Genomic DNA, 26,816 nt, shown 5'->3' with positions numbered 1-26,816 from the left:
ATGGGGCGGACGTCGGCCTCTGACCATGACCGCAGCTTTTCGGCCCGCGCGCGGGTAGGTTGATGTACGAGGTCGTCCTGTGGCTTTGGCTCGCACCCCCCGCATCGTCGTCGCCGTGGTCAGCGGCCTCGTGGTCCTCGCGGGCGCGCTCTCGGCGCCTCGTGCCTTCGCCGACGAGGCCACGCCTGCCGCCCCAGTTTGTGTCGTCGAGCTCTTCGCCGACGCCTCGACCCCGACCGAGTCGCGGGAGGCCGTCGTGCGAGCCATCGCACGAGCTGGGTGCCGCGACGAAGAGGTCCGCGCGGCGCCCCTCGAAGGCGCGCGCGTTGCCCGCGTGAGCCTGCGTGCGACGCCCGCGGTCATCGAGATCGACCTCTTGTTCGCGAGCGGACGACGAAGCGCGAGGAGCGTCCCGCGGGCCGTGGCCCGGACGGTCGAGGGCGAGGAGGTGGCGCTCGTGGTCGAGTCGGCGCTCGAGAGCGAGCGCGATGCCCTCCGTGAGGGTAGGCCACCCGAGCCTCCACCTCCGCCGAAGGCGCCCGCGCCCACGCCCGAGGCGCCGAAGGCCCCGGTGGCGGCCACCGACGGAAAGGGCCGCGGCGCGCTCTACGCGAGCGTTCACGGAGGCTTCGGTGGGTTCGCGTCGCAGGCCGGTCCCGTCGGTCGTGTGGGCGGTGGCCTCGGGGTCGCGTCGACGTCGCGATTTCGACCGTCGCTCGCTTTGTCGGGCGCCGCGACGCTCCCGTTCGAGTCGGGCCGGAGGGTCGCCGAGGCCGACGTCGCCGCCGTGAACCTGAGGCTCACACCCGCCGCCGAGTGGCTCGAGCTCGGAGGTTTCTCGCTCGGGACGAGCCTCGGCCTCGGCCTCGACGTCGTCTCGGTGTCGGCCCGCTCCGACGCCGCGGGGGCGGTGCTCTCGCCGGTCGTCGTGCGCGTGGATCCTATCGTATCTCCTGGGGTTTTCGGTCGTGTTGGGCTGGTTCGCAACGTGACGCTCGTGGCCTCGTTCGCGGTCGACGTGGCGCCTGCGAGCCGTACCTATTTCGCGGAGGCGGGCCGTGTCCGAGAGACGATGCTCGAGCCGTGGCGCGTGCGTCCGATGGGCACGCTCGGGGTCGAAGTGGCGCTCTTCGGCGACGACCGTGCCGGCCGCCCTGGGGCGAACGGAGGGGCTCGATGAGATTTCGTAGGCGGCTCGCGTTCGTCGTGCTGGCGGCAGGCGTCTTCGCGCACCCGGGGTGCACCACCGAGGACATCCTGCTCGTCACTCTGCCCGACGGGGGGCTCTCGGTCGACGCGGACATCGAGCCTCGCGAGGAGGGCACACGCTGTGAGCGCGACACCGACTGCCCGAGCGACGCGTTCTGTGCGCGGCGTTCGTGTGCGGGGCGAGATGGCCGTTGCGAGCGACGGCCCACCTTTTGCGACGGCACCCCCGCGCCCGTGTGTGGATGCGACGGCGTCACCTATTGGAACGATTGCCTTCGAAAGGCACGAGGCCACACCTCCGCGATCCCCGGCGAGTGCGCGCTCGGCTCGGCGAAAGGGTGCGATCGTGGGACGAAGTGTGCTCCTGGGGCGGTGTGCACGCGCATCGTTCCGGCCCCGGAGGCCTGCGCTCCCGACGTGCCGGGGGTCTGCTGGGTCGTCCCTGCGGCGTGCCCCCCGGCGAGCGGCGTCGACCGGTTCGTCGCGTGCGGCCCGCCGGGTGGCGAGCCCCCGTGTGTCGATCTCTGCCAGGCGGCGCGGTCCGGAGTGCCGCACGCGCGTGCGACCACCTGCCCCTGACCGTTCCGGCGCACCGCACCCGTGCCGAACGCTTCACGACCCAAAACGACGAGCGGCCGCACGGTGAGTCGTGCGGCCGCCTTGGGGTAGGAAAGGGTGGGAGCCCCGTCGCGGGCTCCCGTGCTCGTGTCGAACGGGCTCTCGGCTCAGCTCCCGCTGGGCGCCGCGGGCGGCGGCTCGATCCCTTCGGCGCACCGTGCGACCACGTCGGCCGGCGCGTCCGCGCCGAGGGCGTTGCAGCGCTCCTGGAACGCCGCCTCGAAGGCCGCACGGACGCACGCGCGCTCGGTCGTCTTGCACGCTTCGCGGTCGGCGCTCGTGTCGGCGAGGCAAGACCGGGCGGCGTCGTGGCAGGCGCGCAGCGCGGCCGGCGGAGGAAGCGGCGCGCGTCCGCATGCCGGCGGCCGGGGCGGTCGCCCGTCGGGGCCCCCATCGCAGTCGCGCGGAGGCACGCTGCCGGAGGGAGGCGGCGGGGGCGCGCCGACGCTGCCCGAAGGCGGAGGCGGAGGCGGAGGCCGATCGCCGAACGAGCCGCTCGGCGCGGGGCCCGCGCTGCCGGGAGGCGGAGGCGGAGGCTCGAGCCCTCCGCTGCCGGAGGGGGCACCTTCGGGGTGAGGATGACCACCGTGACCGCCCTTGCCGTCACGACCGCCGCATCGAGGGGGAGGCGGTGCGTCGTCGGGGAGGCAAGCGTCGAGCGTGGCCTTGCACGCGACGAGGTCGGCGCCGGCGGCCGTCTTGCAGGCCTCGAACGCGGTGAAGCACGCGTCGATCTCCGTTTTGTTCGCGGCGAAGCTCTCTTGCGCCACGGTGAGCGCTTGCGCGTCGTCCGAGGTCGATGCGGTCGCCGTCGAGTCGGCCGTCACACCCGCTGTCGGCGAGGCGCAGGCGACGACCCAGAGCGCCGGCGCAGCGGCGATGGCAAACGAGAGACGGCGAAGCGTCGATGAAGCCTTGAGCATGGTTCTCTCCTCCGAGGCCGCGGGACGGGCACTCCGTCCGACCTCGAAGAAGTACGTGCGAGGGTCCGTGAGAACCGATCACGCCCTCGGACGAATCATCGATATTTTTTTTTTCGTCGCCAGAGACGGCGGTCGAGGCAGCGAGCCATGGCTCCGCGTCAGCGGGGCGGCCGCTTGCGATCGCGGAACCAAGCGCGCGAGCTCTCCATCTTCGCGCGTTGCTCGGCGGGCGCGTGGGCGCGGCACGTCGACATCTCGTCGGACCCTGCCTTTGCGCCCCATCGGAGCTCCACGCAGTCGTTCGGATTGTAGGTCATCTCGAAGGCCTCGGCGCGGGAGACCACCTCGGCGAGGGTGAGCTCGAATGGCGAGCCGTCCGTGCGTGTATATTGCACCTTTTTCGCTCCGAGCTCGGCGGCGAGCTGGGCCTCGAGCGCGGCCTTCACCTCGTCGGGCTTGCCGTGCGCAGCGTAGCGGTCGAGGCGGCGCGCCACGCGAGCCGGGAAACCACGCGCGACGTCGATGGCGATGAGGAGCCGGAGATCGCGCGACGGGGTCGAGAAGTCTTCCCAAGGGCCTTGGGTCTCGAAGATCTGCGCGCCCTCGGGCATGGGCGCCGGCGGGCCCTTCTTCTCGAGGAATTTGCGCCCATTTTCGATCGACGTGACACGCGTGCGGACCTGCTCGTCGAGCGCCGTCACGACCTCCCGGAGCGCGACGGCGGGGTCGCGGGGCGTCGGGGAGAGGACGTCGTCCATCGTGTCGTAGAAGGCCTCGAGGTCGAGCTGGGACTGCACGGTCCCGTACGACCACGAGGGGGTCTTCGCGAGCTCCTTGTCGGGCACACGCTGGTAGCTTCCGCCTCGGTAGACGAGCGGACGAAACCGCTTGAACCCCGGGCCACCGAGCGCCGGGTCCTTCGCGAACAGGAAATTTCCTCGCCAGAACCGCTTGCGAGCGACGGTGCCGTCGGGCTGCCCGTCCACCGCGTAGAGCACACCGCCACGGTCTCGGTTCTCGCGGAGCCGCTTCGCGACGACGAGGACGTGACCGTACGGATCGGCGTAGACCGTCCCCGGACGCAGCGCGTCCCACGTGAGATCGACCGGGTAGTAGTCGCTCTCGTCCTCGGTGAAGGGCGCGCGCGCGGAGCCCGAGTGCACTCGGTCGGCGAGCGTTCCGCGGACGAAGAGGCCGAACGCGTCGGCGGCGAAGGGCTTCGGCCGCGCGGGTGGGTCGGCGTGGGTCACGAGCCCTTTGCAGTCGGGCGGAGCGCCTCCTCCTCCGCGCGAGCACTCGGCCATGCCGAAGGGGAGCCCGAGCTTCCAGGCGAAGGTGGCGCGGAGCACGTAGGGCAGATCCGCGCAGTCGGGCCGAATCACCTGGGCGTGGTCCGTGTCCTCTCCGAGGCCGAGGTGGTCGAAGAGGAAGTTCTTCTTCGGGTCACGAAGCACCTCGTGCAGCGCGGAGAAGCTCGGGTTTTCGCCCTCTTTCGCGTCGAAGAGCGCTTCGATCCATGCGGAATACAAGTTTTCGGTGACGCTGTCCCAGGCGCGTGACGACGACCAGAGCGCCGTCTCGGAGGTGCGCGCCCAGGGCGGGGGGCGGCGATGAGGCGCGACGGTCACCGACAGCTCCTTGTGGGCGGGCGTGCCCTCGCAGCCGCTCTCGTCGAACGTGACGTCGAGCTTCTCGCCGCCCGCTTCGAGCTCGGCCACGAAGAAATACGGCGGCCCGCCACGCACGTCGCTCGCCTCGGAGGTCGGGCCGGAGCGCGCGGAGAGCGTCCCCTGGAGCTTCGCCTCGGAGACCGCGACGACCCGCGCGGGCTTGCCTCGGACGGGGGTCGCGGGAGACACGAAGAGCGTCACCGCGGTGTCGCCCGCGCATGCATGTTTGGGGACCGCGGAGTCTCGCTCGGGCGACGCGTCGACGATCGGGGCGGTCGCCTCGGCCGTCAGCCCACCGTCGTCCGGAGGCGCGGGGACGTGCGATTTCGGCGTGCAGGCGAGCGCGGCGAGCGCGAAGGACGCGACGAGGCCGGCCGACGACGCGCGCCCCCGAGCCCTCATCCCGCGGTCCTCGCGTGCTCGCGCATGAGATCGGCGAGGGCCTTCACCCACTCCGGTCGCACGGCGTTGTAGAGCGACGCGCGCAGCCCCCCGACCGAGCGGTGACCCTTGAGGCCGATCATCCCGGCGGCCTCGGTCGCCGCGAGGAAGCGGGCCTCGGCCTCGGGGGTGGCGAGGCGGAACACCACGTTCATGATGGACCGGCTCTCGCGCTCGACGGGGCAGGTGTAGAAGCCCCCCGAGGCGTCGATCGCGTCGTACACGAGCCGCGCCTTCTCGCGGTTCTCGCGCTCGATCGCGGCGACTCCGCCCTTCTTCTCGAGCCACTCGAGCACGTTGCGCACGAGGTAGATCGCGAACGTGGGCGGCGTGTTGTAGAGCGAGCCGTTCTTCGCGTGGGTCGCGTAGCGAAAGATGCTGGGGATGTCGTCGCGGGAGCTCGCGAGGAGCGCGTCGTCGACGACGACCACGACCACCCCGGACGGACCGATGTTCTTCTGCGCGCCCGCGTAGATCATCGCGAAGCGGGCAGGGTCGATCTCTCGGCCCAAGAAGTCGCTCGACATGTCGCAGACGTGAGGCGCCCCAGGCTCCGGGAACGGCAGGGCGCTCGAGAGCCCCGCCTGCGAGCCGTGGATCGTCTCGTTGCTGGTGGTGTGCACGTAGCACGCGTTTGCGTCGAACGAGAGCTCGCGAGGGTGGGGCATTCGCCTACCTTCGCGCATCCCCTCCCACGGTACGGCGCGCACCGTCGCGCCGATCGAACGCGCCACCGACTCGGCCTCCGAGAGCGCCTTTTCGCCCCACGCTCCCGCGGTGACGTAGTCGGCCGACTGGCCCGGCCTCAGGAAATTCATCGCCAACGTGGCGAAGACTTGGGTCGCGCCTCCCTGAAGGAACAGCACGGTCTTCTTCGCGTCGGGGCCGAGGCCGAGGAGCCTCCGGACGAGCGCGAGCGCCTCCTCGTGGACGCGCTCGTAGGCCTTCCCGCGATGGCTCTGCTCCATCACGCTCATGCCCGTCCCGTTCCACTCGAGGAGCTCCTCGCGTGCGCGCAGGAGCGCCTCTTCCGGAAGTGCGGCCGGACCCGCGCTGAAGTTCATCGCTCTCGTCATGACGTGCTTCCTCTTGCGTACGCTTCCGTCGCTCGGGTGATTCCCGCGGGGCTCGTCGCGGCCCCGCGGGGCTCTCGGCCGCGGTGCTCAGGCCCGGAGCTTGCGATACTTGATGCGCGTCGGTTGGTCGGCGTCGACCCCGAGGCGCTTTTTGCGATCTTCCTCGTACATGCGGTAGTTCCCCTCGAACCACTCCACGTGGCTGTCGCCCTCGAAGGCGAGGATGTGGGTCGCGATGCGGTCGAGGAACCACCGGTCGTGGCTGATGACCACGGCGCACCCGGGGAACTCGACGAGGGCCTCTTCGAGCGCGCGCAGCGTGTCCACGTCGAGGTCGTTCGTGGGCTCGTCGAGGAGGAGGAGGTTTCCGCCCTCTTTGAGGAGCTTCGCGAGGTGGACGCGGTTGCGCTCTCCGCCGGAGAGAGTGCCCACCTTCTTCTGCTGCTCGGAGCCCTTGAAGCCGAACCACGCGCAGTAGGCGCGCGAGGCGACCTCCCGTTTGCCGAGGGCGAGCTTCTCTTCGCCACCCGAGATCTCTTGCCAGACCGAGGCGTCGCCCGAGAGCGCGTCGCGGCTCTGATCGACGTACGCGATCTTCACCGTTTCGCCGACGCGGAGGGTGCCCCCGTCGGGCTTCTCTTCGCCCATGAGCATGCGGAAGAGCGTGGTCTTTCCGGCGCCGTTCGGGCCGATGACGCCGACGATTCCGCTCCGCGGGAGGCGGAAGGAGAGCTCGTCGAAGAGGAGCCTCTCGCCGAAGCCCTTCACGAGCTTGTCGGCCTCGATGACCACGTCGCCGAGGCGAGGTCCCGGCGGAATGCTGATCTCGGCCGGATCGCCCGCCCCGGCCTTGTTGGCCTTGGCGAGCAGATCCTCGTACGCCCCGAGGCGCGCCTTGCTCTTCGCCTGGCGAGCCCGCGGGCTCTGGCGCACCCACTCGAGCTCTTGTTTGAGCTTTCGTTGGCGCGCGCTCTCTTGTTTCTCCTCTTGGGCGAGGCGCGCGCTCTTCTGCTCGAGCCAGCCCGAGTAGTTGCCCTTGAACGGGTAGCCGCGGCCGCGGTCGAGCTCGAGGATCCACTCGGCGACGTCGTCGAGGAAGTAGCGGTCGTGCGTCACCGCGACCACGGTGCCCGTGTACTCCTTCAAGAAGCGCTCGAGCCACGCGACGCTCTCGGCGTCGAGGTGGTTCGTGGGCTCGTCGAGGAGGAGCATGTCGGGCTTCGCGAGGAGGATCCGCGCGAGCGCGACGCGGCGCTTCTCGCCGCCCGAGAGGTGGGCGATCTCGGCTTCGGCCGGCGGGCAGCGGAGGGCGTCCATGGCGACGTCGACGCGTTGATCGACGCTCCACGCGTCGCAGGCGTCGAGCTTGTCCTGGAGGTCGGCCTGCTTCGCGAGGGTCTTCTCCATGGTGTCGTCGTCCATGGGCTCGCCGAGGCTCGCGCTCACCGCCTCGAACTCCGTGATGAGCGCGCGGACCTCGGCCACGGCCCCTTCGACCGCCTCGCGCACGGTCTTGGCGTCGCCCAAGTCGGGCTCTTGCGCGAAGTACCCGATGCGCACCCCAGGGTGGGCCTTGGCCTCGCCGTAGATGTCGCGATCGACCCCGGCCATGATGCGAAGGAGGCTGGATTTTCCCGACCCGTTCGAGCCGATGACGCCGATCTTCGCGCCCGGGAAGAACGCGAGCGTGATGTTCTCGAGGACCTTCTTGTCCGGCGGGTGGACCTTGGTCACCTCGCGCATCGTGAAGATGTAATCCATGCCGCCGGTCTACCACTCCTCGGTCCCATTTTCTTCGCCCCGTTTCGCGCCGTGGAATCGCGCGACCCGAGCCCCTCCGGGGTGGTCCGTCGGCGCAGGTCGCGCTCGGGGGCCGTGGAATCCGCTGCTTCGTCGGGGCGGTAGAGCGCACCGTGCGCGACATGTGCGCGCGATGTGCGCGACATGTGCGCGCACATGGCCGCCCCGGCCCGGGCGCCCCGAAAAAAGGGGTTTCCGCGGCCGCCGAAGTTCCCGTACCGTGGGCGGGAATTGCCTGAGAGGGATCCATGAAGACACGCCTCGTGCTTTGTATCGCCGTGATGACCGCGCTCGCCCTCGGCGGGTGCAAGAAGAAGAACAAGGACGGCGACGCCGATGGTGGCGCGGCCTCGGGTGGGGACTCCGTCAAGACCGAGTTCGAGCTGAAGCAGAACCCGCAGGTCATGGAGCATCTCAAGAAGATCTCCGAGGGTTGCACCGTCTCGATCGACTCGGCGTCGGTCTACTCCTGCAAGAACAAGGAAGACTCGGCCCTCAGCGACTTCATCCGCCAGTCGCGCCCGAAGGACCTCTTCGAGACCTACGCGTCGCTCCTCACGAGCACCGACGCGAAAATGCGCGCGGTCGCGATCGCCGAGGCGAACTACACGTTCTCGTCGCTCGACAAGGACCTGCGAAAGGCCAACGCCACGAAGCCCGTCGCGACCGCGTTCCTCGACGCCCTCGCCAAAGACGACGGCTCGGCCGCGCGCATCGCGCCGCCCGCCGTGGACCTCGGCTTCATCGCCGGCATGAAGGACCGCGTGATCAAGGTCACCGACGGCGTCAACACGAACGCCAGGAACGCCGCGTACCGCACGTTCATGGAGTACGGCCGCCTCGACGCCTTCCCCAAGATCCAAGAGGTCGCGAAGCAGAAGGACTTCGCGCTCGCCGCGCTCGCCGCGCCTCGCAACATGTACGACTGGACGGAGGCCGAGAAGGCGCAGATCTGCCCGTGGGCGAAGGGCTACCTCGCCGACGCGACCAACGCGAACGCCGCCGAGGCCGCGTACACCGTCATCAAGTGCAAGGGCGAGTACATCGACGCGCTCCAGGACGAGGGCGACAAGCGGGTCAAGAACAAGCAGTTCGAGAACCCCTTCGCGATGACCTTCCGCGAGATCTGCTTCGAGTTCATCGGCGGCATCAGCGGGCAGGCAGGCAAAAACCCGCAGTGCGCCCGCAACTACGCATTCCTCGAGAAGGTCGCGAACGACGAGTCGGTCAAGCCGGAGGTGCGCGGAATGTCCCTCTGGAATATCTACTACCAGAAGCGCGACAAGGACACGCTCGCCCTCATGCGCAAGTACGAGAAGCACAAGGTGCCCGAGATCTCGAAGCGCGCCAAAGAGGCGATCGAGTCGCTCACGACGACCTACAAGCTCAAGTGACGTTCGTTTGAGCTTGTGTGAGGGCTGCCCCGAAGGGGGTGGCCCTCGTCTCTTTTTGTCGACCGCCCGCCCGAAGGCGCCCTCGTCCCTTTCCACCGCGGGGCCCGTTTGAGATAGTCGGCCCATGCCGAAGACGATCACGCTGAAGCGGGGCGAGAATCAGGACTTTTCCGGGGTTTTGGCCGAGCCGGGCGGAGACGGCAAGGCGGGGGCCGTGCTGCTCTTTCACGAGTGGTGGGGCCTCAATGCGCACGTCACGAGCCTCGCCGAGCGGCTCGCCGAGGCGGGCTTCCTCGCGCTCGCGCTCGACATGTACGACGGCAAGGTGACGACGGACGGCGAAGAGGCCGGCCGGCTCATGACGGCGCTCGACACGCTCGACGTGATGGACCGCGCGAAGGTCGGTCTGCGCGCGCTCGTGGAGCATCCGCGGTCGAACGGGAAGGTCGGCGCGACGGGCTTATGCCTCGGCGGGGCCATGGCGTTCGCGGCGGCGTGCCACGTCCCGGGTTTGTCGGCCGTGGTCCCGTTCTACGGCGTGCCCGCGCCAGAGAAGGTCGACTACGGCTTGGTGACGGCGCCCATCCTGGCGCATTTCGCCAAGAACGACGCGTGGGCGAAGGCCGAGAAGGCCGAGGCGATCGCCGCGATCGTCAACGGGAACGGGGGCTCGATGACCGTGCACGTCTACGACGCGGGTCACGCGTTCGTGAACGACACGCGTCCCGAGGCGTACGACGCGAAGAACGCCGCGCTCGCGTGGTCTCGCACGGTCTCGTTCTTCCGCGCGCACCTCGCCTGAACTTTGCCAGGGCGCGCCGGGGTACACGACCCACGGGGCCGGCGCGCCCGCATGCCTTCGCAGGCCGACGGCGAAACCTGCGTCCGCTGCCTTCCTGCCCCACGCCTCTCGCTCAGCCTGCGTCCTTCTTCGCGGCCGCGGCGAGATCCTTGGCCCACGTGCGGAGCTTCGCTTCGTTCGGCCCCTCGAGCATGATGCGGAGCTTCGGCTCGGTGCCGCTCCACCGCACGAGCACCCGGCCGTCGGCGCCGAGCGCGTCTTTGACCTTGGCCGTCGCCGAGGCGAGCTGGCGCATGTCCTCGAGGGCTTTGCGAGAGGAAAGTGTAACGTTTTCGAGTACTTGCGGCACGCGGTCCATGGCGTTTTTTGCCAGCTCCGACACGGGCTTCCCGCTCCGCACCGCGATCGCGAGCACTTGGAGCGCGGCCACGATGCCGTCTCCGGTGGAGGCGTGGTCGAGGAAAATGAGGTGCCCGGACTGCTCCCCGCCGACGTTGTAGCCACCCTCGCGCATCGCCTCGACGACGTACCTGTCACCGACCTGCGTCCGTACGAGCTTGCCGCCGCGCCGTTCGAGGGCCCGCTCGAGGCCGAGGTTCGACATGACCGTGGCGACCAAGGTGTTCTTCTTGAGCGCGCCCTCGTCGAGCATCTTATGGGCGCACATCGCCATGACCACGTCGCCGTCGACGATTTGGCCCTTCTCGTCGACCACGATGAGGCGATCGGCGTCGCCGTCGAGCGCGATGCCCATGTGGGCGCCCTTCTTGACGACCTCGGCGCGCACGTTGTCGGGGTGGAGCGCGCCCGCGTTCAAGTTGATGTTCACGCCGTTCGGCTTCACGCCGATCGCGGTGACCGTGGCCCCGAGCTCCGAGAACACGAGCGGGGCGACCCTGTAGGCCGCGCCGTGCGCCGCGTCGACGACGACACGCACGCCGTCGAGCGAGATGTCTTGTGGGAACGTGGCCTTCGCGAACACGACGTAGCGCCCGCGGGAGTCTTCGAGCTTCTCGGCGCGGCCCACTCCGGGGCCCGTCGGGCGCCGCCCGAGCAGGCTGTCGTCGTCGAGGAGTCGCTCGAGCTCGAGCTCGGTCTCGTCGGGGAGCTTGAAGCCGTCGTCGCCGAAGACCTTGATGCCGTTGTCCGCGTAGGGGTTGTGGCTGGCGCTGATGACGATGCCCGCGTCGGCGCGCATGCTCCTCGTGAGCTGCGCCACGGCCGGGGTGGGGATGGGCCCGCAGAGGATGACTCGCCCTCCCATGCTGCAGATGCCGGCGGCGATGGCCTGCTCGATCATGTAGCCCGAGAGGCGCGTGTCTTTCCCGATGAGGATGCGCGGCGTGTGCGGCTTGCCGCGGCCCGCGACGAACGTGATCGCGCGGCCGAGCTGGAGGGCGAGCTCCGGCGTGATGTTCCCCTGGTTCGCAAGCCCTCGGATACCGTCCGTGCCGAAGTACTTCCGCTCCACGGTGGCCGTCGCCTTCGCTGCTTTACCCTTCGCGCTCGCCATCTGCGTTCTCCTGTCGTGTCCGTGGCGCGACTCTCCGCGCGGTTCCGACGAAAGCTCGACGATACGCGAACTCTCGTGGAAGTTCGCGGGCGAAACGGGCCCGCCGCCGTGCCGCTCACTCGCGAAAGTTCGTGAACTGGAGCTCGATGCCGTGGTCGCCTTCACGGAGGAGCGCGATGGCCTTCTGCAGGTCGTCCCGGTTCTTTCCGGTGACGCGGAGCTGCGCGTCCTGGATCTGCGCCTGGACCTTCAGCTTGCTCTCTTTGATGGCCGCGACGAGCTTCTTGGCCGGCTCGGTCTCGATCCCCTCTTTGACCTTCACGAGGATCTTCGCGCCGCCCTTGCCCGTAGGGGTCGGGTCGGTGAACTCGAAGAACTTGAGGCTCACCTTTCGTTTGATGAGCTTCTCCTTCAGCACCACCTCGGCGGCCTTCACGCGATCGTCGCTCGACGATTGCAGCAAGATGCCGTCCTTGTTCTTCTCGACGGTGGTGCTCGTGTCCTTGAAGTCGAAGCGCTGCGACAGCTCCTTCTGGGCTTGATTCAGCGCGTTGTCGATCTCGTGCCACGCGACCTTGGAGACGACGTCGAAGCTCGGCATGTTCCCTTTCTCCGCGCCGCAGCATACTTCGGTCGCGCGGCTTCGTGGAGGTCGCTTCAGAGCGCTACGGGCGGATCGGTCGGCTCACCGAGGAGGAGCGCTCGCGCCTCGCCCACGAGGTAGACCGACCCGCACACGACCACGAGCCCACCTTTCCCCACGCGGGCGCGTGCTGCGCGCAAGGCTTCGGAAAGGCTTGGCATTTCGTGACCTTGAGCCACCTTCGAGAGGGCGCTCGGGGGGGCGGCGGCGCGGCCCTTGGGCTCGACGTAGAAGCGCGCGTCGGCGACCGCGATGCGGGCCACCACGGGGAGGGTCAAGGCGAAGTGTTTGTCGGCGAGCGAGCCGAACACGAGCGCCACGGGGGAGGGCTCGCCACCCGGGCGCGGTTCGGCGGCGAGCGAGGCGACCAAGGCGAGGGCGCCGTCCTCGTTGTGGGCCGCGTCGAGGAGCACGTCCCCTTCGGGGGTGGTGAGCCGCTCGAACCGGCCGGGCCACCGCGCCTCGCGGAGGCCTCGTTCGACGTGGGCGTCGAGACCGAGGGCTCGGCACGCGAGCCATGCGACCTCTGCGTTGTCGGCTTGGTACGCGCCCGGGAGATGGGGGAGGGCGGGGATCGTCTCGCGAGCCACGTCGTCGAGGAACTGCACGGATGCCCCGAGGGGCTCGGCGACGCCGGCGATCGCCTCGCGCACGTCGGGGGGGACACGCCCGACCAAAAGCGGGCACCCGGGCTTCGCGATGGCGGCCTTTTCGCGGGCGATCTCGGGCAGTGTGTGGCCGAGCCTGTCCTCGTGGTCGAGGGCGATGCGCGTGATGACCGAGGCCCGCGAGCGCGCGATCACGTTGGTGGCGTCGAGCCTCCCGCCGAGGCCGACCTCGAGCACCGCGAGCTCGACGCGGGCGTCGCGGAAGGCGAAGAACGCGGCGAGGGTAGCGGTCTCGAAGAACGAGAGATCGTGACCCACGTCGAGCGCGCGCTCGAGCACGGCCACGAGGTCCGCGTCGGAGATGGGCTCCCCGTCGATCCGGATGCGTTCGGCGAAGCGCGCCAGGTGCGGGGAAGTGTAGAGGCCCGTCCGCCTCCCCGAAGCGCGCGCGACCGACGCGATCATCGCCGAGACGGAGCCTTTCCCGTTCGTACCTGCAACATGCACGCAATCGAACGCGGACTCGGGATTTCCCGCGCGTTCGCAGGCCGCGCGCATGGCCTCGAGGCCGAGCCGCATGCCGAGCGGGACACGTGCGTAGAGCCGCTCGAGCGAGCGGGCGAGCCTTTTAGCGGTGGCGTCCATCGAGCTTGCGTTGGCTCTTGCGAGGGGGCGGCACGGCGGCCTCGACCCGCGGCGGGACCTTCGGGCCGAGGTGCGAGAGGATCATCCCGATCTCGGCCTTCATGGAGAGGCGACCCGTGATGCGGTCGACCATGCCGTGGTCGAGCAGGAACTCGGCCGTCTGGAAGCCTTCGGGGAGCTTCTGCCGGATCGTGTTCTCGATGACGCGCGGCCCCGCGAAGCCGATGAGCGCGCCGGGCTCGGCGATGTTCACGTCGCCCAAGAAGGCGAAGCTCGCCGCGACGCCGCCGGTCGTCGGGTGGAGGAGCACGGAGACGAACGGGATGCCCTTGTCGCGGAGGCGCTCGCGTGCGGCCACGGTCTTCGCCATTTGCATGAGGCTCAAGATACCCTCTTGCATGCGCGCGCCGCCCGAGGCTTGGAGCAGCACCACCGGGAGCTTCTCGTCGGCCGCGCGCTCGAAGAGACGCGCGATCTTCTCGCCGACGACCGAGCCCATGCTCCCGCCCATGAACGCGAACACGAAGGCCCCGTACGCGACCGGCCGCCCGTCCATGTGGCCGAGCCCCGTCTCGATGCCCTCTTTTGCCTGCGTGGACCGCTGAGACGCGGCGACGCGCTCGGGGTAGGGCTTGCCGTCCGAGAAGGTCAGGGGGTCGGTCGGGTGGAGGCTCGCGTCCCACGCTTCGAGGCGCCCGTCGTCGAGGAGGAGCTCACGGAAGCCACGCGCCGAGAGCTTGTGGTGCTTTCCGCAGAGGGGGCACACTTCGAAGTTCTCGACGAACCGCTCGGCCGCCAAGGTCTCGCCGCAGCCGTCGCACTTGCGGAATACACCTTTGCCGAAGCTCTGTTTTTCGCTCGCATCGAGGCCGCTCGCGGCCCTCTTGGACCAAGACATCGCCGAGGTCCTAGCACGGCGCCCCGGAGGGGGAAACGCGAAGGATCCGACGCGCCGCGGCTAGCAGCCTGTTGATTTTCGGACGACCCTTGGAAGTCCCCGACGGGGGACCGAGGTCGTTCGACGTCCCGCCCCCCCCCCCTGGACCAGTCCCCAAGGGGACGGGGAGAAGTCAACGGGCTGCTACCCGTTCGTACCCCTCGCGGCGAGCGCGCCGAGCCTCTCTCCGTCGACGCGAACCGGGACCCAGGTCCGCTGAATTTCGGCGCCGAGCTTCTCGTAGAAGGCGATGGCATCCGCGTTCCAGTCGAGCACCTGCCACTCGAGGCGCTTGCACCCGAGCCGTAGGGCCTCGCGCCCGAGCTCGATCATGAGCGCCGTCCCGATGCCGCGGCCCCTCGCGTGGTCGCGCACGAAGAGGTCCTCGAGGTGGAGGGTGGGGCTGCCCGTCCAGGTCGAGTACTTCATGAAGGTGAACGCCATGCCGAGCGCACCGGCGCCGTCCTCGGCGAGGAGCACACGGAAGAGCGGGCGCTCCCCGAACCCGTCGCGCAAGAAGTCGTCGCGTGTGGCGGTCGCGCTCTCGGGCTCCCTCTCGAACGCCGCGAGCTCGCGCACGAGGGCTACGATCGTGTCGACGTCGTCCCGGGTGGCCGGGCGAATGCGGTAGGTCATGGTGGTGCTCGAAACGAAGAAGGGGCCGAGGCGAAAGGCCTCGACCCCTGCCCGTGGCGCTCGCTCCCCTACTTGGTGGCGGGGGGGAAGTTCCGGCAGGCCGCGTCGAACGTGGCCAGCGCCTGGGAGAGGCCCTTCGTGAGATCGCCCTCGCAGATCGACGAGAAGACGCCGTTGCGGCCGGCCTTCGAGATGAAGTCCTTGAGGCGAACGGCCTCACCCGCGTTGCCCAACCCCGCGGAGCTACAGACTTTTTCGCCCGCGATGACCGCGCCGGCCCAGCGCGCGCGCTGCTCTTTGAGGTTGTCGAAGTGCGAGAGGTACCCGTCGATCGTGGCGCCTCGCATCTGGTTCTCGAGGCCGCCCTCGTCCTCGTCGGTGATGATGACGAAGCCGTAGAGGGCGTCTTTCCGGACGAAGCCCGCGTTCGTGCTGTTCGTCGCGGAGAGCTTGAGCGCCTCGAGGCCGCGCTCGATGTTGGAGCCGTTGATGCCGAACGAAGCGCGCGTGGTGAAGACGGTCGCGAGGTTCGCGTCGGTGCGCTCGAGCCACGCGCGCGACACGCCGCCGCCCGAGGCGAACGCGCCCTTGAGGCCGGTGTCGACGTCGGTGCTGGTGACGGCGAGGCGGTAGTCGAGGTTCGCCCCGCTCTTCGTTTTGTAGGCGTTGAGCACGTCGACGAACTTGGGGAAGTTCTTCTTGAGGTTGTCTTGCTCTTGGGCCATCGAGCCGGAGTTGTCGACGACGAACACGATGTCCATCTGTCGGCACTCGTTCGACTCGGCCGCGTCGCCGCCGCCGCCGTCGCCGTTGCCGAAGCCGAAGCCACCCTGCCCGTTGCCGTTGTCGGGGAAGTTGCCGTTGCCCTGGCCGTTGCCGCCGTCGGCGAACTCGGCGCCGGGGTCGCTGTCGCCGCAGCCGGTCGCGAGCACGGAGAGGCCAGTCAAGGTGGAGACCGCGAGGAGAGCGAGGGTACCGAATCGCATAGGGTGAGAGTAGCACCCACGATCGCCCTCGGCTCGCAGAAAATCGCAAGAAATCCCGAGAAATGTGGGGGTTATTCGATCCGGTCCATGCAGGATCCACACGACCGGGCCGCGCCCCCGAAGGCGCGAGAATTCCAAAAAGAAATCGCGGCCCGAGGCGACGACGTGCCCCAGGCCGCGATCGGTCCTCGAAAGGGTGGGTCAGCTCACGTCCATCGTGGCCAGGTCGGGGTGGACGCGGAGGGTCGGCTCGGTGCGCTCTTGCACCTCTTTGGCCGAGAACCCCGGTGCGACCTCGCGCAGGACGAGGCCCTCGGGCGTGACGTCGATCGTCGCGAGCTCGGTGATGATGCGGTGAACGACGCGACGGCCCGTGAGCGGGAGGTTGCACTCGCGGAGGATCTTGGGCGCGCCGTCCTTCGCGGCGTGCTCCATGACCACGACCACGCGCTTCGCCGACGCGACGAGGTCCATGGCGCCGCCCATGCCCTTCACCATCTTGCCCGGGATCATCCAGTTCGCGAGATCGCCCTTCTCGGAGACCTGCATGGCGCCGAGGATCGCGAGGTCGATGTGCCCGCCGCGGATCATCTCGAAGCTTTCGGCGCTCGAGAAGATGGCCGCGCCCTTCTGCATGGTCACGGTCTCTTTGCCCGCGTTGATGAGGTCGGCGTCGACCTCGGCTTCCTTCGGGTAGGGGCCGATTCCGAGCAGGCCGTTCTCGCTCTGGAGCACGACCTCGATGCCCTTCGGGATGTAGTTGGCGACGAGCGTGGGGATGCCGATGCCGAGGTTCACGTAGTAGCCGTCGCGCAGCTCTTTGGCGGCGCGCTTCGCAAGATCCGTCCGCGAGAGTCCTTGGCTCATGTCGACACCGTCCTTCGCTCGATGCGCTTTTCGTACGATTCCCCCTTGAAGACGTGGGTCACGTAGATTCCGGGGGTGTGGATGTGGCTCGGGTCGAGCGCGCCGACCTCGACGATCTCCTCGACCTCCGCGATCGTGACCTTGGCCGCCGTCGCCATCATCGGGTTGAAGTTCATCGCGGTGTGCCGGTAGACGAGGTTGCCGTAGCGGTCGCCCTTCCACGCCTTGATGATGGCGACGTCGCCCCGGATCGCCGGCTCGAGCACGTGGAGCTTGCCGTCGAACTCGCGGGTCTCTTTCTTGTCGCTGTATTTCACGACCTTGCCGCCCTCGCCGTACTTGAGCGGGAGGCCCCCGTCGCTCACCGCGGTGCCCGCGCCGGTGGGCGTGAAGAACGCGGGGATGCCCGCGCCGCCCGCGCGGATGCGCTCGGCGAGGGTGCCCTGTGGCGTGAGCTCGACCTCGAGCTCGCCCGAGAGGTACTGCCTCTCGAACTCCTTGTTCTCACCCACGTAGCTCGAGATCATCTTCACGATCTGCTTGTTGCGGAGCAGAATGCCGAGGCCGAAGTCGTCGACGCCGCAGTTGTTCGATACGACGGTGAGCCCCGTCGGGCCGAGCTCGCGGATCGCGCGAATGGCGTTCTCGGGGATTCCACAGAGACCGAACCCTCCCGCGAGCAAGGTGATCCCGCTCGGGATCCCTTTGCACGCGTCGAGGGCGGATTTCATGACCTTGTCCAACGTTGCCTCCATGTGGGCGGGGCGGCGTCGCCCGGCGCGCGATGGTTCGTGGGAAGCCTCCCCGAACGCGCGAACGTTATTCGATTTCGGCGGCCCGTCGGGACGATTTCGAGCCGGGAAGTTGGCCTCGTCGCGGGGAGCGTGGTGCCCTCCACCTGCCGTGCCGAAACCTCCCCGACACCTGCCGCCCGCTCTCTCCGCGATCCTCGTTGCGCTCCTCGCCGTGGCGGCCCCCGAAGCGGCGCGCGCGGCGGGCAAGCCGGCCCCGAAGCACGCAAAAAGCGCGTCGGCGCACGGAGGAGGGGCGCCTCGCGCGGCCCGCGAGCCCGTCGGGAAGAGCGTGGGCTCTCCCACCGAGGGCAAGCTCGTCGACGGCGTGCGCCTCGAAGAAGGCCCGGCCATTCGGGTCGTCCCGGTCTACGCGGGCGGCGACGTGCGCTACGGGACACGCCCCCTCGTGCACCTCCTCGAACGCGCTGCGGCCCGCGTTCGGCAAAAATTTCCCGGATTCGGTGCTCTCCGTCGGTCACCTCTCGAAGCGTGGTGGCGGCGAGCTCGACCATCATGCGTCGCACGAGAGCGGCCGGGACGCCGACGTCGGGTTCTACGTGTCGGGCGCGGGCGGCAAGGCGCTCTACGCGCCTCACTTCGTCGCCTTCACGGGCGACGCCCACGCGAAGACGTGGCCCGGGGCGCGCTTCGACGACGCGAAGAACTGGGCGTTCGTCGAGGCCCTCCTCACCGATCCCGAGGCGCACGTCACGCACGTGTTCGTGGCGCAGCCGCTGAAGGACCGCCTCATGGCCTACGCGACCAAGATGCAGGTCCGCGAGGCGCTCCGCACCCGCGCGGCCGAGACGCTCATGCAGCCGAAGGGCGCGCTCCCGCACGACGATCACTTTCACGTGAGGATCTCGTGCCCGCGCTCGCGTCAAGGCGAGGGCTGCATCGAGAACCCCGAGCGCAAGGTCGCGCGGACGGCGCGTGGGCACGGGCACGTCGCCTCGCGAGGTCACGCCCCGTCGTCGGGTCCGAGCGCACGCCCGACCCCTGCCCCCTCCCCACGCACACCGAAGCCCGTTGCGCCGTCGAAGCCCGTGGAGCCCGCGCGTGAGCAGGCGAAGAGCGAGCCCCACGCGAAGAGAGCGACGCCCGAGGAGCACCATGACGTGCCGAAGCTCGGTCCCGTCGTGCCTGGGCTCGACTCGGTCGTCATCCCCGCGCCGATGGACGACGTCGACGGCCTCCACGACTGAGACCTTCGGGCCGCGAAGCCTTGGTCCAAGGCTTTGATCTTATTGTGTAAATCGTCACGCTGAGGGGGCTTGGCTCAGCGGCACGACCACACGAGGCGCCCGGGAGAGGGGGGCGGGGCGCTCCCGTCGGCGACGGGCGTGGGAGCTGCGTCTTGCGGCGGCGTGGTCGCGTCGGTCGGCCCGGCGTCCGTCGCCTCCGCGTCGGCCGTGGACGCGTCCGCCTCCGCGTCGAGGGTGGAGGCGTCGGTCGCGGACGCGTCCTGTGGGGAGGCCGCGTCGGGCGAGGTGGCTGCGTCCACGGGGGGGATGACGTCCACTCGCACGCACGTGCACACGGCGGCGAGACCGCACACGTCCTCGACCTTGATGTCGCGCCGCACGAAGTTCGCGACACACCCCTCGCCGAACGCGCGATCGGTCGGTAGGCGCTTCTGGAACGAATCGGCCGAGTCGGCGGAGCCCGTGCACCCGACCTGCCCCGCGGGGAGGGGGTTGCAGAAAAGGACCGGATCGTTCGAGCACTCGAACGCCGGGCGTGCGTCACCAGCGTCCTTCACGTCTCCCGTGCTGCAGCCGGAGGCCGCGCTGCCGAGGACGGCCGCCGTGGCCCCGAGGAAAGCGAGGCGCGCGACGAGCTTCGAGAGCCGAGGATCGTGAAAGAAAGGCATGACCTCATCATACACGCGAAACCTGGCGCTTGGCCAAAGCCACTTCGGCGGGATCTTGGTATGCTCCGCGAAAAATGAGCCTATCTCGAGGGGGCGGCCCCGACCGCCGAAGCACGCTCGTGGGCCGTCAGGTCGAGCTTCGTGAGCTCGACGCGGCGCTCTCTGCCGTGCGCGACAAACGCGAAAAACGGGTCTTTTCGATCGTGGGAGCGCCGGGCGTCGGCAAGACCCGGCTCGTCCGAGACTTCCTCGCGCGCCCCTCGAAAGAGGGCACGTTGCCCCGCGTCTTCCGCGGAGCGGCGGGCGAGGGGGGCGCGGCGTTCGGCATCTTCGCGAAGGTGCTGCGGTCGCGCTTCGGGATCGTCGAGGGGCTCGGGATCGAGGAGGCGAAGGGGCGCGTGCGCGACGAAGTGAGCCGCGTGCTCGCCGATCGCAAGGTGAACGACGTGTGCGTCTTCTTGGGGGACCTCCTCGAGCTGCGCTTCGAGACATCGCCTCTGCTCGAGGCCGTGCGCGGAGACTCGGCGCAGATGGGGCTCCTGCGGCGCGCGGTGCTGAAGCGCTTCCTCGAGCTCGACGCCAAGAGGGACGGCGAAGGCGCAGGCCCGATCGTGCTCGTCTTCGACGATCTCCACCTCGCCGACGGGGACTCGCTCGATCTTCTCTCCTACCTCGTCGACTCGATCGACGCGCCGCTCCTCGTCGTGTGCATCGCGCGGCCCGAGCTCTTCGCCCGAAGGGACGACTTTCGAGGTCTCGCGAAGGGCAAGCACACGCTCGTCGAGCTCGCCCCCCTCTCGGAGGCTCACGCGGCCGCCGTCATGTCCGATCTGCTCGCGCCCTGCGGAGACGACGAGGCCGTCGAGGATCTCGTCGACGCGGCTGCCACGCTCGCCGCCGGAAACCCAGCGTTGCTCGAGCAAATGGTCCGTATTTTCAAGGACATAGGGGTGCTCGAGGCGCAGGACGCGTTCGCCGAGGAAGAGACGTGGACCATCCACGCCGAGAAGCTCGCCGACGTGCGCCTGCCGCTCACGATCGAAGACGCGATCGCGGCCCGCATCGCCTCGCTCTCGCCGCGCGAGCGTACGCTGCTCGAGCAGGCCGCGACCATGGGCGGCGTCTTCTGGGTAGGAGGGCTCCTCGCGATCGCCCGCACGAACGAGACCGCTCCCGAGCTCTGGGGGGCCTCGCCGCCGAACGACGCCGCGGAGATCGAACGCGCGCTCGCCGGACTGCGTGAGCGGGACTACGTCTTGCGCCTCCCCGACAGCACCTTCTCGGACGACGAGGAGCTCGTGTTCAAGCACAACCTCGAGCGCGAGGCGCTCCTCCGCCTGATGCCGAAGGCCGAGGCGAAGCGCTCGCACCGCGCCCTGGCGGATTGGCTCTCGTGCAAGGAGTCGGTGCGTTCGCACGAGGAGTACATGAGCATGCTCGCGCGGCACCAAGAGCTCGGCGGGCTCTCCGATCGCGCGGCGCTCACCTACATCGCCGCCGCCGACATCGCCCGCGACAGGTACGCGAACACCAAAGCGGCCGAGCTCTACGAGAAGGGGCTCGCGCTCGTCGACGCGGGCGCCGAGATCGACGTCGAGGCCCACTTGTCGGCGCTCCATCACTTCGGCGACGTGCTCCAGGTGCTCGGCCGCAACGACGACGCGCGCGGGGCGTTCCGCGCCATGCTCGTGCGCGCCTACCGCCTCGACCTGAAGGCCAAGGGAGGCGCGGCCCACGCGCGCATCGGTCGCCTCTACCGCGACACGGGTCGCCTCGACGACGCGGGAAAGCACCTCGACGTGGCGCTCGCGCTCTTCGAGGCCGCTCGGGACGAGCGCGGTGTGGCGAGCACGGTCGACGACATGGGCAAGCTCTCGTGGCTTCGGGGCGACTACGCGGCCGCGCTCGAGTCGACCAAGAAGGCGCTCGCCGCGCGCCGGCGCCTGGGCGACCGAAGGAGCATCGCGCTCAGCTTGAACAACCTCGGCCTCGTCTACCAAGACTCGGGCAAGTTCAACTTGGCCCTCGACTCGTTCGAGCAGGCGCTCCGGATTCGGCGTGAGATCGGGGATCTCGTGGGCGTCACCATCACGCTCAACAACCTCGGTACGGTGGCTCAAGATCAGCGCGACGACGCGCGCGCGCAGGCGCTCTTCCAAGAGGCCTACGAGGTGGCCAAAGAGACGGGGGACCGGCACCGCATCGCGCTCGTCCTCACGAACCTGGGGGAGACCGAGACGCGCCTCGGAGCGCCCGACCGCGCCATCCGATTCCTCAAAGAAGCCGAAGAGATATGCGACGAGCTCGGCGACAAGCTCGGCCTCGCCGAGGCGGTCCGAGGGCTCGGTAAGGCGTACCTCGCGCAACGCGAGTACACGAAGGCACGCGAGTCCATCGCCAAGGCCATCGACCTCTTCCGCGAGGTGCAGAGCCGCGTGCAGCTCGGGGTCGCGCTGCGCTCCCTGGGAGAGGTCCTGTCGGCGGCCTCGGCCGGGGGCGAGGAGCTCGTGCAAGCGCGCGGGCACCTGCTCCAGTCCATCTGGATCTTCGAAGAGGCAGGCAACGACGTCGAGCTCGCGCGGAGCTTGCGGGTCTACGCCGATCTGCTCCGAGCGTCGCCCGAGTACGCGACGGACGCCGAGACGCGCAAAGAAGAAGAGGACGTGCGCGAGAGGGCGGACGGGCTCTTCGCCAAACAGATGGCGCAGAGCGAAGGGCGCGTGCCCACCTCGCCCCCGCCGCCGGCGCGCTGAGCGCGAGCCGCTGCCGCGAGCGCGTTGGTTAGGAAAGGGCCGTACGAATCGTCGTCGGCCTCGGAGCGCTCACTCTCCCCAGGCGGCGGCGAGGGCGACCGTGCGGTCGTTCTCGTCCACACGCTCGACGAAGCTCGCCCGCCACTCGGCCTGACCTATCAGCTCCGCGCGCACGAAGAGGCGGGTGCGCGCGGCGACGATGGCCCGCCGCGCCCTCGCGAGCTCCCCCGACGCGTGGAGGACCTCCGCGTACGTGAGGCGCACGAAGCTCTCGCCGGCCTCGATGCCTCCCAGGCCATCGAGCTCGAGCATCGCCTCGTCGATGGGCTCGCGGGCGTCGTCGACCTCGTCGCCCTCGAGGAGCGCCTTTGCGAGCACGGCCTGGGCATAGATGGTCACGTGGGGGGATGTGTGTCCCACCGCGAGCGCACGCCGGGCCTCGTCGGCGGCGAACGTGGCTCGGCCGGCGCCGAGAGCGATGCGAGCGGCCCACACGCGAGCCACGCCCTCCATGTACCGGTCCCCCTGAAGGACGAAGGCGCGCACGGCGGACGCAGCCTCGGCATAGGCCTCGTCGTGCCTGCGCGCGCTCGCGAGCACCTGCCCGAGCACGTGCCTCGCGGCGGCGCTCACGGCCGCGAGCCCGAGCCTCTCGGCGGTCGAGAGGGCTTGATCGACGAGGCGCCGTGCGTCGTCCCAAGCGCCGAGCTCGGCGCACGCGAGGGCGGAGTCGACGAGGGCCTTGGCGGCGCCGCGGGTGTTGCCGGCCTCTTCGTAACGGGACACCGTGGCGTCGTAGAGGGAGAGGGCGAGCGCGGAATCTCCGTGCACGAGGGCGCGGTACGCGCGTGTGGCGTGCACCGTCCCCGCGGCGTTCGGGTCGGCCTGCGTGAGCTCGTGGACCGCCTCGTCGACGTATGCGAGGAGCCCGTCCGCCGAGCGAAAATCGCCGGTGCGGAGGAGCGCCACCGTGGCACGGCAGAGCGCCACGAGGTGGGGGACGGCCGAGACTCCCTTCTGGCTCCGCTGCGAGAGCAGCGACACGAGCTCCCGAAGGCGGGGCTCGTCGCCGAGCGCCGAGGCGGCTTCGACGGCTTCGGCGAGGGCTCGAAAGTGCCGTGACGAGGCCCTCCCGAGCAGCGCCATGGCCTCGCGCGCGTGTCTCTCGGCTTCGGCGTACTCGCCTCGCCAGCGTCGCGCCTCGGCCTTTCGAAGCAAGAGGCGCCCGCGAACCTCGCCGTCGGCGCCGCACGCGATTCCTCGATCGGCGTAGTGGATCACGGCCTCGAGGTCGTTGCCTTCGAGGGCCTGGGCGGCCGCTCTCCGCCAGAAGACGACCGCGTCCTTCGGCGCGCCGCCCTCCTCGAAGTGGGTCGCGAGCGTGACGGGATCTCCCTCGCCCATGCCTCGGAGCCACTCCGCGGCGCGACCGTGGGCCGACCTCCGGTCCTTGTCGGTCAGCGTCCCGTAGGCCGCCTCGGCGAGCAAGGCGTGGCGGAAGGACCACTCTTGCTCTCCCCGAAAACGGCTGCCCTCGTGCCGCATCACGATCTCGCGGACGGCGAGCTCGTCGAGCCACGGCATCACCTCGGACACGTGCGTCTCGCTCTCGAAGAGCGCCGCCACGCCGCTCGTCCAGAACGACTTCCCGAAGACGCTCGCGGCGCGGAGCACTCTGCGCGCCTCGGTCTCGAGCGCCTCGATCCTCCCTTGGGCCATGGCGAGTACGGTCGCGGGCATGCGATCGCCGTGCCCCTCTGCCACGCTTCGAATGAGCTCCTCGAGGTAAAACGCGTTGCCGCCGGCCGTCGCGACGATGCGCGCGATCGTGGCGTCGTCGGCGTCGTCGCCGAGGACCTGACGCACGAGGCGCTCGCTCGCCTTCCGCGAAAGCTCGGTGAGCGCGACCACCTTGGGGCGATGCTCGGCCCAGAGGCTCCCGAAGGTGGCGTCGAGCTCGGGTCGCCCGAGGGCGAGCACGAAGATGGGACGACCCTCGCCGCGGAGGCAGTTCCCGACCAGGTTGACGCTCGGCAGGTCGCCCCAGTGGAGATCCTCCAGGACCATCACGACCGGCGTGTGCCGCGCGACGTAGCCCAAGAAGTCGTCGAACGCCCGAGTGACCTGATCGCCCATGAGCTGCGCGTCGCCTCGGGCCGCGCGGAGCTGGACGTCGCGATCGTCGGGGCCGGTCGCGCCGATGAGCTCGGCCAAGAACTGCGCGATACGATGCACCTCGGAGGGGGGGACGTGACGCGAGACGCGCGCGCGAATCTTCTCTTTCTGCACGCTCGGGGGCTCCCCGTCGAGGACCCCGGCCGCGCCTCGAATCATCTGCGCGATCATCCCGAAGGAGCTCCGCGCGCGGAGCGGATCTCCCGCAGAGACCCACACCTCCACACCTGCGCTCCGGTTCTTGATGGCGCGGATCGTCTCGTGCCGGACGCGCGATTTTCCCACGCCCGGCGCGCCCTTGACGACGACGGCGCGGGCCACCTCGTCGGCCACGCACTCGGCGAATACGCCCTCGATCTCGACGAGCTCGCGCTCGCGGCTGACACACGGCGTAGGTTTGCCGAGCAGCATGCGCGCCGCGTCGGGGGCGCTGCGCTCACCCACGAGCTGGAGGCCCGAGGCCTCCCTCCGCACCATGAAGCGGCCGTCGAGGAGGCCCGCCGTGGCCTCGTCGACCCGAACGGGTTGAGCCGCGCTCTGCGGGGGTAGCTCGTCCGAGAGGGTCGGGCGCAGCATCTCGGTCGCGCGATCGACCGCGTCGCCCATCGGCGTTCCGCCCTCGAGCATGGCTCTGCCCGTGACGAGGACCATGGGGAGCCGCGGGGCTTGGAGGCGCATGGCGAACGCGCAGCGCGCCGCACGGAAGGCCTGGTCGGTCGCGCTCGCCCGGCCGGAGAACGTGGCCACGATGAGCCCCGTCGGGAGCGTCTCGAGCTGCGCACCGAACGGGGCCACGGCGAGGCGCAGGCGACGCCCTATCGACTTGAAGCCCTGCCACTGCCCGTCGGCGATGGTCGGCTCCTCGTCAGCACCACCGGGCGCGGCGACCGCGACGAGGCTCACGAGGCGCTGCTCCCCGTGCATGAGGGCCTCGATCTTCGAGGTGACCCCGACGATGCTGTGGCCAGGCTCCACCGTGCCGATCGCCGAGAGCTCCGCGGCCACCACACCTCCGTCCGCGGGGCGATCGTCGGGGGACTGGGCCAACATGCGCGCGAGGAGCTCGTCGAGCTCCTCCGGGACGTCGCTTCGGCGATCGCGCACGCGAGGGGCCTTTTGGTAAAGGAGCTTTCCGAGCACGGCGATGGGATCGTCGGCGTCGAAAGGCGGCGACCCCGTGAGGCACTTGAAGAGGAGCGCGCCCAAGGCGAACACGTCGGTGCGCGCGTCCATCTTTCCGACACCGCGCGCTTGCTCGGGAGCCATGTAGCCGAGGGTCCCGAGCACGGCGCCGACCTGGGTGATCGACGACACGCCCGCTTGGCCTTTGGCGATGCCGAAGTCGATGACGATGACGTCGTCGAGGCTCTTTCCGCGGAGGAGGATGTTCGCCGGTTTGATGTCGCGGTGCACGACGCCGCGGGTGTGGGCGTACCCCAAGGTCTCGGCGACGCGCTTCACGAGATCGATGCTCTCGCGCATCGTCAGCCCCACCCGGGTGAGGCGCTGCGAGAGCGTCTCTCCCTCGACCCACTCCATGGCGAGGTACGACGCTCCCGTGCCGAGATCTCCGTGAGCCACGTGCCTCACGATGCCCGGGTGCGAGAGCTCGGCGAGGAGCTCGGCCTCGCGCTCGAGCCGCTCGGCTTGGTCGTCCGCGACCTCGCCGTAGAGGATCTTCAGGGCGATGGCGGCGCCGTCGGTGAGGTCGGTCGCGCGGTAAATCTTGGCCGTCCCGCCGACGCTCGCGCGGTGCTCGATACGAAAGCGCTCATCGACGACGAAGCCGGGATCCACGGTGCATTCGAGAGCGTAGCGGGGAAGCTCGGCCGACGGGAAGGGAGAAGACACCGGCGACCCCGGCGCATCCTCCTCCTCGCGGCCCGTGAGAGGCCTCTCGGCCCCTCAGCGAAGGGCCGCGCGCGCCTTCGCGGACGCTCGAAGATCGCGAGACCAAGGCACGCGGGCCGCTTCGTCGTCGTCGTAGGCGAAGCCATAGAGCTTCTTCGGGCCACGGGCATTGCCCTCGAGCGTGAGGCACAGGTCGAACGGCGGACGCTCGTCGCACGCGCGGACCACGTACGTGACGGAAGAGCGCTTCTTGTCGTGCAAAAATGTGAGATCGAGCTCGGTCGCCTTCCGTTCGAACTCGAAGATCTCGAACGACGATTTGTACGCCGAGCCGGACTCGAAGAGCCCGATGCCGCCGCCGAAGAAGAGCCCGATCGTGACCTCGTCCGTGCGCTTCTCGGGGAGCTTGTCGAACCAAAGGCGGTTCAAGAGATCACGCGGTGCGGCCGCGGCCTCGGTCGCGACGTCGGTCCGCGAGGGCGACGGGGGCGCGGGCGAGCACCGCGAAAGGACGGCCCCCGCGGAGAGGGCGAGCGCGGCGACGACGGCGAGCTTCGTTCGATGGTCGGACATGGCGAGAGGAGGGTAGCGCCTCGCCGGCC

21 protein-coding genes are annotated in these 26,816 nt (G+C 69.6%); 6 read left to right on the top strand and 15 right to left on the bottom strand.

Translation table 11 applies throughout. The annotated features are described in order from the left end of the window. Positions 1-85: 85 nt before the first annotated feature. Complete coding sequence (locus IPK71_25760) at positions 86-1,180, top strand: hypothetical protein (protein MBK8217146.1); 1,095 nt, start codon at positions 86-88, stop codon at positions 1,178-1,180. Next, positions 1,177-1,788: a hypothetical protein gene (locus IPK71_25755; GenBank protein ID MBK8217145.1), complete on the top strand. Its 612-nt coding sequence runs from the start codon at positions 1,177-1,179 to the stop codon at positions 1,786-1,788. Before IPK71_25760 ends, IPK71_25755 begins: the two co-directional genes overlap by 4 nt. A 146-nt stretch (positions 1,789-1,934) precedes the next feature. On the opposite strand, the gene IPK71_25750 is transcribed toward IPK71_25755, so the two are convergent. The 4 genes from IPK71_25750 to ettA all read right to left on the bottom strand — a co-directional run bounded on the left by IPK71_25750 (position 1,935) and on the right by ettA (position 7,698). Beyond that, positions 1,935-2,750 carry a hypothetical protein gene (locus IPK71_25750; GenBank protein ID MBK8217144.1) on the bottom strand — a complete coding sequence of 272 codons (816 nt, stop codon included), beginning with the start codon at positions 2,748-2,750 and terminating at the stop codon, positions 1,935-1,937. A gap of 158 nt (positions 2,751-2,908) precedes the next feature. Continuing rightward, complete coding sequence (locus IPK71_25745; GenBank protein ID MBK8217143.1) at positions 2,909-4,822, bottom strand: hypothetical protein; 1,914 nt, start codon at positions 4,820-4,822, stop codon at positions 2,909-2,911. Beyond that, positions 4,819-5,937, bottom strand: a complete 1,119-nt coding sequence (gene serC, locus IPK71_25740) for a 3-phosphoserine/phosphohydroxythreonine transaminase (GenBank protein ID MBK8217142.1) — start codon at positions 5,935-5,937, stop codon at positions 4,819-4,821. The genes IPK71_25745 and serC overlap by 4 nt, the downstream gene beginning before the upstream one ends. Positions 5,938-6,024: 87 nt before the next feature. Further along, positions 6,025-7,698, bottom strand: coding sequence for an energy-dependent translational throttle protein EttA (ettA, locus tag IPK71_25735; GenBank protein ID MBK8217141.1), 1,674 nt, complete (start codon positions 7,696-7,698; stop codon positions 6,025-6,027). Positions 7,699-7,985: 287 nt separating this feature from the next. Between ettA and IPK71_25730 the strand changes: the two genes are divergently transcribed. Beyond that, complete coding sequence (locus IPK71_25730) at positions 7,986-9,131, top strand: hypothetical protein (protein ID MBK8217140.1); 1,146 nt, start codon at positions 7,986-7,988, stop codon at positions 9,129-9,131. Between the two features lie 124 nt (positions 9,132-9,255). Beyond that, positions 9,256-9,933 (top strand): dienelactone hydrolase family protein, encoded by a 678-nt coding sequence (locus IPK71_25725; protein MBK8217139.1) that lies wholly within the window; start codon positions 9,256-9,258, stop codon positions 9,931-9,933. Positions 9,934-10,045: 112 nt separating this feature from the next. Here the strand turns inward: IPK71_25725 and IPK71_25720 are convergent, their stop codons facing one another. The 8 genes from IPK71_25720 to IPK71_25685 form a co-directional block, all read right to left on the bottom strand. Further along, on the bottom strand, positions 10,046-11,446 hold the full coding sequence (locus tag IPK71_25720) for a phosphoglucosamine mutase (protein MBK8217138.1): 1,401 nt from the start codon (positions 11,444-11,446) through the stop codon (positions 10,046-10,048). A 115-nt stretch (positions 11,447-11,561) separates the two neighbouring features. Continuing rightward, entirely contained in the window at positions 11,562-12,047 is a 486-nt protein-coding gene (locus tag IPK71_25715) for a YajQ family cyclic di-GMP-binding protein (protein MBK8217137.1), read from the bottom strand. 56 nt (positions 12,048-12,103) lie between these two features. Then, positions 12,104-13,342: a bifunctional folylpolyglutamate synthase/dihydrofolate synthase gene (locus IPK71_25710; protein MBK8217136.1), complete on the bottom strand. Its 1,239-nt coding sequence runs from the start codon at positions 13,340-13,342 to the stop codon at positions 12,104-12,106. Further along, positions 13,326-14,240: an acetyl-CoA carboxylase, carboxyltransferase subunit beta gene (accD, locus tag IPK71_25705; protein MBK8217135.1), complete on the bottom strand. Its 915-nt coding sequence runs from the start codon at positions 14,238-14,240 to the stop codon at positions 13,326-13,328. Before accD ends, IPK71_25710 begins: the two co-directional genes overlap by 17 nt. A gap of 183 nt (positions 14,241-14,423) precedes the next feature. After that, on the bottom strand, positions 14,424-14,915 hold the full coding sequence (locus IPK71_25700; protein MBK8217134.1) for a GNAT family N-acetyltransferase: 492 nt from the start codon (positions 14,913-14,915) through the stop codon (positions 14,424-14,426). Positions 14,916-14,983: 68 nt separating this feature from the next. Next, on the bottom strand, positions 14,984-15,901 hold the full coding sequence (locus IPK71_25695; GenBank protein MBK8217133.1) for a VWA domain-containing protein: 918 nt from the start codon (positions 15,899-15,901) through the stop codon (positions 14,984-14,986). A 201-nt stretch (positions 15,902-16,102) separates the two neighbouring features. Then, entirely contained in the window at positions 16,103-16,768 is a 666-nt protein-coding gene (locus IPK71_25690; GenBank protein ID MBK8217132.1) for a CoA transferase subunit B, read from the bottom strand. After that, positions 16,765-17,523 (bottom strand): CoA transferase subunit A, encoded by a 759-nt coding sequence (locus IPK71_25685; GenBank protein ID MBK8217131.1) that lies wholly within the window; start codon positions 17,521-17,523, stop codon positions 16,765-16,767. The genes IPK71_25690 and IPK71_25685 overlap by 4 nt, the downstream gene beginning before the upstream one ends. A gap of 500 nt (positions 17,524-18,023) precedes the next feature. Here IPK71_25685 and IPK71_25680 point away from each other — a divergent pair, with 500 nt between their 5' ends. Beyond that, positions 18,024-18,767 carry a penicillin-insensitive murein endopeptidase gene (locus IPK71_25680; GenBank protein ID MBK8217130.1) on the top strand — a complete coding sequence of 248 codons (744 nt, stop codon included), beginning with the start codon at positions 18,024-18,026 and terminating at the stop codon, positions 18,765-18,767. A 74-nt stretch (positions 18,768-18,841) separates the two neighbouring features. Here IPK71_25680 and IPK71_25675 read toward each other — a convergent pair whose 3' ends face one another. Continuing rightward, complete coding sequence (locus IPK71_25675; protein MBK8217129.1) at positions 18,842-19,435, bottom strand: hypothetical protein; 594 nt, start codon at positions 19,433-19,435, stop codon at positions 18,842-18,844. A gap of 74 nt (positions 19,436-19,509) precedes the next feature. Here IPK71_25675 and IPK71_25670 point away from each other — a divergent pair, with 74 nt between their 5' ends. Then, positions 19,510-22,188 (top strand): tetratricopeptide repeat protein, encoded by a 2,679-nt coding sequence (locus IPK71_25670; protein ID MBK8217128.1) that lies wholly within the window; start codon positions 19,510-19,512, stop codon positions 22,186-22,188. Between the two features lie 69 nt (positions 22,189-22,257). Here IPK71_25670 and IPK71_25665 read toward each other — a convergent pair whose 3' ends face one another. Together IPK71_25665 and IPK71_25660 are read right to left on the bottom strand one after the other, a co-directional pair. Further along, the gene (locus IPK71_25665; GenBank protein MBK8217127.1) at positions 22,258-26,160 is read right to left on the bottom strand and encodes a protein kinase; all 3,903 of its coding nucleotides are present in this window, start codon (positions 26,158-26,160) and stop codon (positions 22,258-22,260) included. A gap of 108 nt (positions 26,161-26,268) precedes the next feature. Then, positions 26,269-26,787, bottom strand: coding sequence for a hypothetical protein (locus IPK71_25660; protein MBK8217126.1), 519 nt, complete (start codon positions 26,785-26,787; stop codon positions 26,269-26,271). Between the last annotated feature and the right edge of the window lie 29 nt (positions 26,788-26,816).

The sequence above is a fragment of the Myxococcales bacterium genome, from assembly GCA_016712525.1.
Lineage (GTDB): Bacteria > Myxococcota_A > Polyangia > Polyangiales > Polyangiaceae > JAAFHV01.
The sequence above is the reverse complement of the archived record's forward strand: the minus strand, read 5'-3'. Positions and strand labels throughout refer to the sequence as shown.

Coding starts and splice junctions, on each gene's coding strand:
- IPK71_25755 (MBK8217145.1), top strand. CDS start 1,177: ATGAGATTTCGTAGGCGGCTCGCGTTCGTCGTGCTGGCGGCAGGCGTC.
- IPK71_25750 (MBK8217144.1), bottom strand. CDS start 2,750: ATGCTCAAGGCTTCATCGACGCTTCGCCGTCTCTCGTTTGCCATCGCC.
- IPK71_25745 (MBK8217143.1), bottom strand. CDS start 4,822: ATGAGGGCTCGGGGGCGCGCGTCGTCGGCCGGCCTCGTCGCGTCCTTC.
- serC (MBK8217142.1), bottom strand. CDS start 5,937: ATGACGAGAGCGATGAACTTCAGCGCGGGTCCGGCCGCACTTCCGGAA.
- ettA (MBK8217141.1), bottom strand. CDS start 7,698: ATGGATTACATCTTCACGATGCGCGAGGTGACCAAGGTCCACCCGCCG.
- IPK71_25730 (MBK8217140.1), top strand. CDS start 7,986: ATGAAGACACGCCTCGTGCTTTGTATCGCCGTGATGACCGCGCTCGCC.
- IPK71_25725 (MBK8217139.1), top strand. CDS start 9,256: ATGCCGAAGACGATCACGCTGAAGCGGGGCGAGAATCAGGACTTTTCC.
- IPK71_25720 (MBK8217138.1), bottom strand. CDS start 11,446: ATGGCGAGCGCGAAGGGTAAAGCAGCGAAGGCGACGGCCACCGTGGAG.
- IPK71_25715 (MBK8217137.1), bottom strand. CDS start 12,047: ATGCCGAGCTTCGACGTCGTCTCCAAGGTCGCGTGGCACGAGATCGAC.
- IPK71_25710 (MBK8217136.1), bottom strand. CDS start 13,342: ATGGACGCCACCGCTAAAAGGCTCGCCCGCTCGCTCGAGCGGCTCTAC.
- accD (MBK8217135.1), bottom strand. CDS start 14,240: ATGTCTTGGTCCAAGAGGGCCGCGAGCGGCCTCGATGCGAGCGAAAAA.
- IPK71_25700 (MBK8217134.1), bottom strand. CDS start 14,915: ATGACCTACCGCATTCGCCCGGCCACCCGGGACGACGTCGACACGATC.
- IPK71_25695 (MBK8217133.1), bottom strand. CDS start 15,901: ATGCGATTCGGTACCCTCGCTCTCCTCGCGGTCTCCACCTTGACTGGC.
- IPK71_25690 (MBK8217132.1), bottom strand. CDS start 16,768: ATGAGCCAAGGACTCTCGCGGACGGATCTTGCGAAGCGCGCCGCCAAA.
- IPK71_25685 (MBK8217131.1), bottom strand. CDS start 17,523: ATGGAGGCAACGTTGGACAAGGTCATGAAATCCGCCCTCGACGCGTGC.
- IPK71_25675 (MBK8217129.1), bottom strand. CDS start 19,435: ATGCCTTTCTTTCACGATCCTCGGCTCTCGAAGCTCGTCGCGCGCCTC.
- IPK71_25670 (MBK8217128.1), top strand. CDS start 19,510: ATGAGCCTATCTCGAGGGGGCGGCCCCGACCGCCGAAGCACGCTCGTG.
- IPK71_25660 (MBK8217126.1), bottom strand. CDS start 26,787: ATGTCCGACCATCGAACGAAGCTCGCCGTCGTCGCCGCGCTCGCCCTC.